We start from the raw sequence: 9,030 nt of genomic DNA on the forward strand, positions 1-9,030 counted from the left end.
TCTCCAGTTCCGTCGTCCGCCATGACCCGCATGCCGGCGATCTGCGATGGCGCTCACGGTCGCGGCGTGACGCTGGCCTCTCGCGCGGGTTAGCGCGCGACGGGGAGCCGAGCTCGATCCCGGGCGCGGCTATCACGGTGGCCGGCGGCGCATTGCGCCACAGCATTCGAAGGAGCATCGCCAGCAGCACAATGAGCGCGCCGCCGGCCGCCGCGGCAGGCGCCGGCCAGCATGATGAGCCCGTACAAGAGACGCTGCGTCCGCACGACGTCGTGGCAAGGAATGTGATCGGGATGCAATCCGCGGCGCGAGCCCTACGGATCCAGCTCGGTATCCCAGTAGAGATAATCCAGCCAGCTATCATGCAGATAGTTCGGCGGGAACAGGCGGCCGTTGCGGTGGAGCTGGTGCACGGTCGGGGCGAAGGCGTGCTGGCGCGGAAACATTTTTGCCTGCACTGGTGTGAGATTGCCTTTGCGTAAATTGCAGGGCGAGCAGGCCGCGACCACGTTCTCCCAGGTGGTCTGGCCGCCTTTGCTGCGCGGGATGATGTGATCGAATGTGAGGTCTTCGGGCGAGCCGCAATATTGGCAGTTGAAGCGGTCGCGCAGGAAGACGTTGAATCGGGTGAAGGCAGGATGGGTGGTCGGCTTGACGAAGGATTTGAGCGAGACCACGCTCGGCAGCTGCATCTCCAGCGTCGGACTTCGAACCGCCTGATCGTAATGGGCGACGATGTTGACGCGATCGAGGAACACCGCCTTGATCGCGTCCTGCCACGACCAGAGAGACAGCGGGTAGTAACTCAGCGGCCGGAAGTCCGCATTCAGCACCAACACCGGCCAACTGCCTTGCGAGACATGTGCGTTCAAGTAACGCTCCTGGCCTCCACGTACGCTGCGAAGCAGCATGTATTGACATACTACATGCAGCGTGACGGGATTGTGAAGCCCGTTGAGCGACTTATTCAGGCGCAAGCAATGCGGCGGAGGGGTGGCAAAACGCTTGAAAACGCGCGATTTGGGGGATCCATGCGAGACCAGCGCGGAACTACCCTTCATTGCCACATGCCCCGTCGGGATGACGTTCCGGAGCTAGGGGCGCCTCAATGGGCAGTGTCGCTGCGCAACTACTCCCGTACCCGCTCCAGCTTCTGCAAACACCGCGTCGCGCGCACCACGGCCGGTGTCTCCTCGTCCGGGAAGCTCGTCTTCCAGTCGGCGACGCCGACCTCGCCGACATAGATGTCGCCCCTGGAATCCAGCGCGATGCCATGCGGCGCCAGAAACTTTCCGCTCATGACGCCCGGGCCTTCCTCGCCGCCGAGCCGCGCAATGCGTTTTCCCTTCGCGTCCACGATCGACAGCCGCGGGCCGATGTTGGGCACCTTGCGGTTGATCGCGAGCCCGGGCCCGAGCTCGCCAATGATGAAGGTCGGATTCTTGCCGCCGCCGCAGCACAGCGCGCAGGGCCGGTGCAGATTGTTCCACTGCGTCTCGTATTTGCCGTCGCCGTCGAACACCTGCACGCGATGGTTCTCGCGGTCGGCGACGTAGACCCAGCCGTCGGCGTCGGTGGCGATATTGTGTACGATGTTGAACTGGCCGGGATCGGTGCCGGGCTCGCCCCAGCTCTTCATCAGCTTGCCATCGGGCGTGAACTTGTGCACGCGGGCATTGCCGTAGCCGTCGGAGACGTAGATCTCGCCCTTCGGCGACAGCGCGCTATGGGTGCAGCGATGGAAGGGATCTCCGCTCATGAACGGTGTCGGCTTCTCGGGGATGCCGATCGTCAGCAGCACCTTGCCGTCGGTGCTGCATTTGCGCACGGTGTGGTCGCCGTCATCTGTGCAATAGAGATTGTCATCGGCATCGATATGCAGGCCGTGGGCGCGGGAGAACAGGCCTTCGCCCCAGCTGCGCAGGAAATTGCCATCGCGATCCAGCACCACCATCGGATGGGCGCCGCGGTTGAAAACGTAGATGCGATCCTTGCTGTCGACCGCGACCGAGGCGACGTCGGTAAGCTGCCAGCCGTCAGGCAGTTTCGCGAAATTGTCGACGACGCGGTAGCGGTGCTCGCCGGTGCCGAGAATGGCTGGCATTGGTTTCTCCTGTTGTCATTCCGGGGCACGCGGAGCGTGAACCAGGAATCCATTGTGCCGCGTGTCTCGGGGGCAGATGGATTCCGGGCTCGCGCTGGCGCGCGCCCCGGAATGACGAGGGTTATGTTTGCCCCAAAATCCCTTCCTCGATCGCCGTCATCGGGGCGTTTCGCCTGACAATCGAAGGCTATACTGGATCAGCCTATGTCAAAAGCGCTTTACCCGAGCAGTGAAAGCATGTGGCCCTGCTCGGGCGGAATACGGCCCTTCAGCGTATCGAGATAGACCTGCCTCACGGCGTCCGGCCCACGGCTCTCGACCACCGTCAGGCATCTCTCCAGCAGCGGCGCAAAACCCGACCATACGGCGCCAAAGCGCTGCTCGATGCCGCCCGGCCCCCATTCCTTGGCGCGCTTGCGGATCTGGTCGGGAGCGAAGAACCAGCGCGGCTTTGCACCGGGCAGTTCGCCCTCGTCGGCCTCGGTGGCGCGATGCGTCAATCCGACGCGCAAGGAGCATTTCATCTGGTTACCGAAATGCCGGTGCAGCTCGGCACGTAACGCGCTGTTGCCGGCCATGTCGACGAAGGCGACGGGCGCATCGGATGGCAGCGACGTCACGCGGTCATAGAGGACGACCTCGTCATAGCAGCCGAGCGAGGTGACGAAGCCGGCATTGCCGGCTGACGTCAGTCCGATCACCTTGCGGCCGCGCGTATGCAGGAGATGCGCAAGCCCGAACGCGGTCTTGCTCGAGGCGCTCGACAGCAGCACGCTGCGTGCAGCGAAATCGTCGTTCTCGGCGAGGAAGTCGTCGACCAGGAACGACAGCATGAACAGCGGCCGCAGCAGCGCCTGATAATCGCCGTGCCGCCCCGCGTAAGCAGGATCGCCGCTGACGCGGGCATAAGCGTTGTAGACGGGTGCCACGCCTTGGCGATGCGCGGCGCCGTCGCGCAGGCCGCGTCTGCTGACGTCGGTAGCTTCAATGACAAGATGAGTCGCCATCGGGAAATAGCCGAACAGGCGCTCGCCTACGGCGACGTTCGGATGCTTCGATTCGACCACCTCGCCAAAGCCCCATACCGGAATGTTGCCGAAGCCGCCTGGGGCTGGAAACAGCTGCCAGTATTTCAGTTCGTCGCCGAGCACCGCATAGGTAATGTTGTTGGCGGTGAAGGCGAAGCGGTCGACCTTCACCAGCAGGGCGTCGGGCGGCAGCGCATCCGCGCCGGGAAGCGCCGTCGCGATCGTCTTGCACTGGTCGAGGTCATCTTTGGCAACGACGAAGTCGATCGATGTCATGACTTGATCCCGGCTCTGTCCGCGCGGGCATCTCATCATTCATCGGCAAAGCTTTTGCAACAGCAACATAGTTTTAAACGCTGTTTGCAGCCGTTCATCACGCGCCGGCGCGTGCATGGCCAGTCCAATAGGGCTCCCGCAGCTTGCGCTTGAAGATCTTGCCGGTCGCCTCGCGCGGCAGCGCGTCGCGGAATTCGACGTCCTTCGGCACCTTGAAATTGGCAAGTTGCTCGCGCAGGAACGACTGGACCGCGGCGGATGAGAGTTCGGCGCCCGGCTCGGGCTCGACATAGGCGCACAGCCGCTCGCCAAATTCGGCGTCGGGTATGCCGAACACGGCGCAGTCGCGCACTCCCGGCATTCCAATCAGCGCGTTCTCGATCTCGGCGGGGTAGATGTTGACTCCGCCGGAGATCACCATGTCGCGCTTGCGGTCGCACAGGAACAGGTAGCCGTCCTCGTCGAGATAGCCGACGTCGCCGACGCTGACGAGCCCGTCGCGACCGGCCTCGGCGCGGGCCGCGGCCTTGCCGTGATAGTCGAAATCCGGCACCGAGACCTGCCGCATGTAGATTTCACCGGCTTCGTTGACGCCGCACGGGCTGCCGTCGGCGCGGAAGATCTTGACGATGCCACCCTCGATGGCGCGGCCAACGGTGCCGGGCTTCTTCAGCGCCTCCTCGGCGGCATGCCACACCGGAATTCCGGTCTCGGTCGAGCCGAAATATTCGTTGATGACCGGCCCCCACCAATCGATCATCGCCTTCTTCACGTCGGGCGGGCAGGGCGCCGCGCCGTGGACGACGAAGCGCAGCGAGGACAGATCGTAGCGCCGCTTCACCTCGTCGGGCAGCCGCAGCAGGCGCACGAACATCGTCGGCACCATGTGCATGTTTGTGACGCGATGGCGCTCGACCAGTTGCAGCAGCTCTTCGGGATCGAACCGGGCTTCCAGCACGATGGTGCAGCCGCTGCGATAGGCCAGCATGCCGTAGGAGTGCGGAGCGGAATGGTACATCGGGCCGTTGATCAGCACGACCTGACCCTTGTTCGGCTTGACGCCATAGGCGATCGCGCCGACGCGTTCGGAGGCCGCGACCTGATCGGGGCGCATCGGCATCCGCCGTACGCCCTTCGGCATACCCGTGGTGCCGGACGTGTAGAACATCGGCGCGCCGCGGAGCGGTGGCTGGACGAGTTCCGTCTGGCCGTCCCGCCATTCGTCCCAGTCGGTCAGTCCGCCCGGAACCTCTGTGAGCGCGGCCGGGATGTTGAATGCCGTGGCGATCTCCGGCGGCGTCGGCACGACCATCAGCGTCAGGCCGTCCGGCAGGCCGCCGCTGATCTGCGGCAGCAGGTCGGCGTGGCAGATCAGGATATCGGCGCCGCTGTCGGCCAGGATATAGCGGACTTCGGCGGCCTTCAGGTGCCAGTTGATCGGCACCACCGGTCTGCCGAGCGCGGCCGAAGCTGCGATCACCTCGAACAGCGCGAAGTCATTGCGCAGCATCATGGCGACCGGCGTGCCTTCTCGTGCGCTGAGCGCGCTGAAACCGCCCGCGGCCCGTTTGATCCGCGCATGAAGTTCTGAATAGTCGATCCGGCGTTCACCGCTGATGATCATGTCGTGTCCCTATCCGTCAGGCTTAGCGGTCGTCCAGCACATCGCCAAAACTCACCCAGCTCTTGCCGTTGAAGCGCCGCAGCTGAAGCTGCTGGAACGGCAGATAGTCGTCGGGGCCGGTCGTAACAGTCATGCCCGGCAGCAGCAGCGGCAGCTTGACGTCCTTGAGTGAAGCCGCCTGGCGCATGATGTTGTCGCGGCTGATATCGTCCTTGCACGCCTTGAGCGCCGTCATCAGCAGCGTGGCATAGTGATAACCGGCGGCGTAGTTCGAATTGGAGAGATCCGCGGTCGGCATGTATTGCTTCATGAACGCGAAATACTCTTTCACGCCAGCATCCTCGGCCCATTGCGGGTCCATCGTGTCCTTCTGGTTGCTCGACGAGATCAGGCCGACGGCATTGTCCAGCCCCGCCGGCTCCAGGAACGAGATCGAGGAGGCCGAGGTGGGCACGAAGAACAGCTCAGGCTTCCAGCCGATCTCGGCCACCCCCTTCACCATCTGCGAGGTGAACTTGCCGAGCACGACGCCGAACAGCACGTTGGCGCCTGAGGCCTTCAAGGTCGAGAGCTGCGAGCTGATCGTCGGCGCGCTGGTCTCGTAGCTTGCTTCGGCGATGATCATGCCGGCCGCCTTGGCCCCGAGCGCACGTTTGAAGCCCGCCACATAGTCGCGGCCGAAATCGTCGTTCTGCGACAGGATTGCGATTTTGGCGTCGGGCTTGGTCTGCAAGATGTATTTGGCATAGACCACGCCCTCGGATTCGTAGGCCGCCATGCCCGGCATGGTCCACGGGTTCTTCTGCGGATCGGCCCATTTGGTGGCGCCCGAGAGCACGAACAGCTGCGGCACCTTCTTGGCGTTGAGATAGCGCTGCACGGCGCTGTTGGTGGCGGTGCCGAGCGAGCCGAACATCATCAGCACCTCCTCCTGCTCGACCAGCTTGCGGGTTTGCTCGACCGTCTTCGGCGGCGAATAGGCATCGTCCAGCGTGATGAACTTGACCTTGCGGCCGTTGATGCCGCCTTCGGCATTGAGCTTCTCGAAGAACGCCTCCTGGGTCCGCCCGATCGCGCCGAAGCCCGAGGCCGGACCGCTGTAGGGCAGGGTTTGCCCGATCCGGATCTCGTCGGTGCTCTGCGCGCCGGCGGGGTCTGCGAGGAAGGTCAGCAACGCAATGCCAAACAGAGCGGCCGCCCGCATCATGATATTCTCCCGTCGTTCTTGTTGGTTGGGACCGAGCTATCAGGCGCTGGCGCGGATCAGCAAGTCCTGCCGTGCCTGGTCGAACTCCCGCTTCATCCGATCGACGAGCTCGGCGACCGGCGGCGCGTCGGTGATCTGGCCGATACCCTGGCCTGAGCCCCAGATGTCGCGCCACGCCTTGGATTTCGTGTTGCCGCCGGAGCCGAAGTTCATCTTCGTCTTGTCGGCGACCGGCAGATTGTCCGGATCGAGCCCGGCGGCGGCGATCGAGGGTCCGAGATAGTTGCCGTGCACGCCGGTGAACAAATTCGTATAGACGATGTCGTGCGCCGCATGCTGCACCAGCGCCGCCTTGTACTCATCGGCGGCGTTGGCCTCCGCGGTCGCGATGAAGCGGGTGCCCATATAGGCAAGATCGGCGCCGAGCGTCACGGCGGAGGCGACGCCGAAGCCGTCGCCGATCGCACCCGACAGCAGGATCGTGCCCTTGAACCATTGCTTGACCTCGCGCACCAGAGCGAACGGCGACAGCGTGCCGGCATGGCCGCCGGCGCCGGCGCACACCAGGATCAGCCCGTCGACGCCTTGTTCCGCGGCCTTGCGCGCATGCTTGACGTTGATGACGTCGTGGAACACCAGGCCGCCATAGGAGTGCGCGGCCTCGACGATCTCGGCGGGCGGCCGCAGCGAGGTGATGATGATGGGCGCCCTGTGCTTCACGCAGGTCTCCATGTCCTTCATCAGCCGGTCGTTGGAGGCGTGGCAGATCTGGTTGACCGCGTAGGGTGCGACCTTTTTGCCGGGGTTGCGCGACTTGTATTCGCCGAGCTCATCCTCGATGCGGCTCAGCCATTCGTCGAGCTTCTCGACCGGGCGGGCGTTGAGCGCGGGAAACGAGCCGACGACGCCCGCCTTGCACTGGGCGATCACCAGCTCCGGTCCGGAGACGATGAAGAGCGGCGAGCCGACCACCGGCAGTTCGAGAGTGTCTTTCAAGAGAGCGGGCAGCGCCATGATGTCCTCCCGGAAAACGCGCCCCGCCGGCCTGCGGATGGGGAGGCGTTTCCTGTTGATTGTCGCCGGCGGCTTGCCGGCCCGCATTCGCGGATTTGACACCACTATAAAGGTTGGCGAGCGGACCCTGATCGTTCAATAATGTACAGACAACCATTCAGGTTTGAACAAAGGGCTGCAGGTGGACTGGGATCTTTGCAAGACCTTCGTTGCGGTGGCGGAGACCGGCAGCTTCACCGCGGCGGCACGCCGGCTGCACACCAGCCATCCGACCGTCAGCCGCAAGATCGCGGCGCTGGAAGCTCAGCTCGGCACCAGATTGCTGGTGCGCGCCGCCGACGGCCTGGCGCTGACCGCGGATGGCCGGACGCTGCGCGAGCATGCCGAGGCGATGGCGGCGGCAGCGCTGCGGGCGGAGACGGCGGTCTCGGCGGGAGGGCACAAGGCGCGCGGCTCCGTCAAGCTGTCGATCGGCGCGACGCTGGCCTCGCACTGGCTGATGCCGCGCCTGCCTTCCTTCCTGCGCGCGCACGATCACATCCAGCTTGAGATCATCACCCATCCGTTTCCGGCGAGCGTGCGCCGGCGCGAGGCGGACGTGGTGCTGCGGCCCTTCGACAGCGGCGAGGAAAACCTGGTCGGCCGCAAGATCGGCCGTCTCGGCACGGGATTCTATGCCTCACGCGACTATGCCGGCGGACGCTCCTTGCCGGAACGGCGTGGCGAGTGGAAAGGCCACAGCGTTATCGGTTTTGCCGACCAGACGTCCAATGTCCAGCTTGCGCGCTGGAGCGACGTCGTCACGCGTCAGGGCAGGGTCGTGATGCGTTGCTCGTCCCAGGGCGACATGCTGGCGGCGGTCCGCGCCGGCATCGGAATCTCTGCGCTGTCGTGCTTCGTCGCGGAAAGCTATCCGGATCTCGTGCGCGTCGCGCCGCAGAAGCTCGCCAGCGTGGCGGACCTGTGGCTCCTCGCCCATCCCGACCTCGTCGAACTGCCGGCGGTGCGTGCCGTGGTCGACTTCGTCGCAGCATGCGCCCGAACCGATCGTGCGAGCTTGCGCGGCTAAGCCTGCCCGGCGATCACGCCTTCGCGCTTCTTCACCGCGCGATAATAGCTCCACCACAGATGCGCTGCGGCCCCGCGCAGGGGGCGCCAGGGTTCGGCGAGCGGTACCATCTGTTTCTCCGTTGGCCGTGTCTTCAGGCCGAGCCCGATACGAATGCCTTCCTGCACGGCAAGATCGCCGGCCGGCCAGGCATCGCCATGGCCGAGGCAGAACAAGAGATAGATGTCCGCGGTCCACGGCCCGATGCCGGGCAGCGAGATCAGCGTGTGATGCGCGGCGTCGGCGTCCTCTTCGGCAAGCACATCGAGGTTCAGCCGCTCCGCCATGATTTCGCGAGCGAGATATTTCAGCGTCTTGATCTTGGCGGCGGAAAGCCCGAGCCGTCCCAGCCGGTCGGTGCGGGCGCGGCGCACCGCGTCATGGTCGAACGGATCGAAGGCGGCGGACAGCCGCCCCCAGATCGCCGCCGCGCTCGCGGTCGAGAGCTGCTGCCCGCAGACGATGTGCGCGAGCCCGACAAAGCCCGGCTCGCGCCGCCGCAGGGCCGGCATGCCCGCAACCTCAAACACGGCTTTGAGGCGCGGGTCGCGCTTGATCAGCGCGTGGACGGCCTCTTCGAGATCGGACTGGGTTTCGAGGTGGATGGTCATTTTGGTCGGCAAACTCTCTCTGGCGTCATGGCCGGACGTAGCCGTCCGAAGGACGGCG

Annotated in this window: 8 protein-coding genes; 1 reads left to right on the top strand and 7 read right to left on the bottom strand. The window is 64.8% G+C overall.

Translation table 11 applies throughout. The annotated features are described in order from the left end of the window. Positions 1-314: 314 nt before the first annotated feature. The 6 genes from FXV83_RS06140 to FXV83_RS06165 all read right to left on the bottom strand — a co-directional run bounded on the left by FXV83_RS06140 (position 315) and on the right by FXV83_RS06165 (position 7,253). Positions 315-872 (bottom strand): HNH endonuclease, encoded by a 558-nt coding sequence (locus FXV83_RS06140; protein ID WP_045005774.1) that lies wholly within the window; start codon positions 870-872, stop codon positions 315-317. 257 nt (positions 873-1,129) lie between these two features. Beyond that, positions 1,130-2,104 (bottom strand): peptidyl-alpha-hydroxyglycine alpha-amidating lyase family protein, encoded by a 975-nt coding sequence (locus FXV83_RS06145; RefSeq protein ID WP_148738298.1) that lies wholly within the window; start codon positions 2,102-2,104, stop codon positions 1,130-1,132. 218 nt (positions 2,105-2,322) lie between these two features. Further along, a complete protein-coding gene (locus FXV83_RS06150; protein ID WP_148738299.1) occupies positions 2,323-3,408 on the bottom strand; it encodes a DUF2855 family protein in 1,086 nt (361 codons plus the stop codon). A gap of 97 nt (positions 3,409-3,505) precedes the next feature. Then, entirely contained in the window at positions 3,506-5,032 is a 1,527-nt protein-coding gene (locus tag FXV83_RS06155; protein ID WP_148738300.1) for an acyl-CoA synthetase, read from the bottom strand. Positions 5,033-5,054: 22 nt separating this feature from the next. Next, on the bottom strand, positions 5,055-6,239 hold the full coding sequence (locus tag FXV83_RS06160; RefSeq protein WP_148738301.1) for an ABC transporter substrate-binding protein: 1,185 nt from the start codon (positions 6,237-6,239) through the stop codon (positions 5,055-5,057). Between the two features lie 39 nt (positions 6,240-6,278). Beyond that, complete coding sequence (locus tag FXV83_RS06165) at positions 6,279-7,253, bottom strand: NAD(P)H-dependent flavin oxidoreductase (RefSeq protein WP_148738302.1); 975 nt, start codon at positions 7,251-7,253, stop codon at positions 6,279-6,281. Positions 7,254-7,434: 181 nt separating this feature from the next. Between FXV83_RS06165 and FXV83_RS06170 the strand changes: the two genes are divergently transcribed. Beyond that, entirely contained in the window at positions 7,435-8,322 is an 888-nt protein-coding gene (locus FXV83_RS06170; RefSeq protein ID WP_148738303.1) for a LysR family transcriptional regulator, read from the top strand. Here the strand turns inward: FXV83_RS06170 and FXV83_RS06175 are convergent. Further along, entirely contained in the window at positions 8,319-8,972 is a 654-nt protein-coding gene (locus FXV83_RS06175) for a DNA-3-methyladenine glycosylase family protein (RefSeq protein WP_148738304.1), read from the bottom strand. The genes FXV83_RS06170 and FXV83_RS06175 overlap by 4 nt on opposite strands. Positions 8,973-9,030 lie beyond the last annotated feature (58 nt).

Source organism: Bradyrhizobium hipponense (assembly GCF_008123965.1).
In the GTDB taxonomy this organism is placed as follows: domain Bacteria; phylum Pseudomonadota; class Alphaproteobacteria; order Rhizobiales; family Xanthobacteraceae; genus Bradyrhizobium; species Bradyrhizobium hipponense.